This window comes from Streptomyces sp. NPDC054840 (assembly GCF_053611065.1).
Genome location: NZ_JBSGZP010000975.1, coordinates 1 through 2,062, shown reverse-complemented (window position 1 = coordinate 2,062; position 2,062 = coordinate 1). Strand labels below are relative to the sequence as shown.

At 74.5% G+C, this 2,062-nt stretch carries 1 protein-coding gene; it reads left to right on the top strand.

Annotation, left to right across the window (positions count from 1 at the left end; genetic code table 11):
* Positions 1–296 precede the first annotated feature (296 nt).
* Positions 297–2,062 (top strand): hypothetical protein (locus ACWGIU_RS36575; protein WP_453712386.1); only part of this gene is annotated, 1,766 nt, incomplete at its 3' end.

Sequence of the window (2,062 nt, the reverse complement as noted above, 5' to 3'; positions counted from 1 at the left end):
CGCCATGGGCGCCGCCCTGGTCGCGGGCACCGGTCGCCGCCGCCGCACCACCGCCTGAGGCACACCCGGCGTTCGCCCGTACGGCCCGCTCCGGGCCGTACGGGTCGTACGGGCCAGGTAGGAGAGGGCCCGGACCGGCGTGCGCCCGTAGCCTGCCCCCGGCGTGTCGGCGGACCGTACATATTTCGCAATCCTGTACCCCTCTGCAAGCTCCTCCCGTCTCACTAACCTTGGCGCCTCCCAAGGGGTTTGGGGTGGCTCCGGGCGGATGTCCGGAGCCCGGGGAGGTAAAGAGCATGCAGTTCAAGCGCATGGCCGTCGTGGCAGCAGCCGCGGTGGCCGGCCAGACACTCCTGATGGCCGCACCCGCGGTGGCCGAGGAGCATCCGGCGGTGACCGCGCCGGACGTGGTACCCGCGGACACCGCCGGGCCGTCGGACGACGCGCAGGCACCGGCGAAGGAGAAGAACCAGAAGAACCAGGGGCAGAAGCAGGAAAAGGCCGAGGAGAAGGCCGGGGAGAAGGCCGGGCCGACTCCGGAGAAGAAGCCGGCGGAGAAGGCCGAGGAGAAGACTCCGGCCGAGGGCACCGGCGCGCAGCAGCCCGCCGTAGAGGCCGTGGCCGCGCCTGCGGTGCCCGAAGCGCCCGAGGCGCCCGCCGTCCCTGCCGCGCCCGAGGCGGGGGCACAGACACCGGCGCAGGCCGCCCCGCCCGAGACCCTCGAAGCCGATGACGACACCGGGTCCGACCGGATCCTGATGGGCCCCGAGGTCACGGTCCAGGGCATCCCGGCGGCCGGCTTCAAGGCCGACGGCAGCTGGACCCCGCTCACCGTGACCGTCGACAACTCGGGCCACGTCGCCGTCGACGAGTACACCCCGATGCTGGGCGTCTCGCAGGCCGCCGGACAGTTCGGGCCGGCTCACATCACCGTTGAGTACCGCACCGCGGGCGGGCCGTGGACGGCCGCCGCACCGGTCCAGGCTGCGGCCCCCGCGCTGGGCTACGCCCTCGGCAGCGCCGCCACGGTTCCCTCCGGCCAGATCCGGACGATCGACGTCCGGATCAGCTTCGCCGCGGACACCCCCGTCGTACCGTTCGACCTGACGGCGGACGGCAGGGGCCGGGTCGGAACCGCCGACGGCACCTCCCCTACGTCCTCGTACGCGACCAGGATCACGGGCGCGCCCGGCGGCCACGAGGACCCCTTGCGTGTCGACGGTCCCGCCCTGACGGTGAGCGGGGTCCCGGAATCGGTACGGGCGGGCGGCGACTGGACGGAACTCTCCGTCCGGGTGGACAACGCGGGGAAGGGCGAGCTGGCCGCCTTCGACCTGGGCCTGGTTCTGTCCCGGCCCGACTTCGTCTCCATGCAGGTCTCGCAGATCACGGTCGAGGTCCTGCGACCGGGCGCGGACGGGCAGCCGGCGGCCTGGCAGTCCGTCGACATCACCTCGGACGAGGACGGCTACTTCTTCGCCGGCGGCCTCGTGCGCGGCCCGATCGGCGCGGGCGCGGCCTTCGACGTCCCGGTCCGCGTGCGCTTCTCCGCCGACGCCCCGACCGGCTCGGTCTCCTTCTTCGCCTGGGGCACCTCCCAGGTCGACGCGGAAACACCCCCGCCGTGGGCCGGCTCCCACTCGTCACGCCGCCTGACCACCCTCCTGGAACCGGCCCCCGGAGGGGAAGCGCCGGGAGGCGGCACCCCTGGCGGGGAGGCCCCCGGCGGGGAGACTCCGGGAGGCACCCCCGGCGCAGAAACGCCGGGCGGAGAGACCCCCGGAGGGGAAACCCCCGGAGGCGGCACCCCCGGCGGAGAGACTCCCGGAGGTGAAACCCCGGGCGGGGAAACTCCTGGAGGTGAAACCCCAGCAGGTGGCACCCCGGGCGGGGAAACTCCGGGCGGAGGCACCCCCGGCGGGGAGGCCCCCGGAGGCGGCACCCCGGGAGGCGAGACACCCGGCAGCGGCACCCCGGGCGGTGCGCCCGGTGGCAACGTGCCGGTGCCGAACGGTGGCACCGGCACCACCCCGATCAGCACCGTCCCCAACAGCGGGAGCAC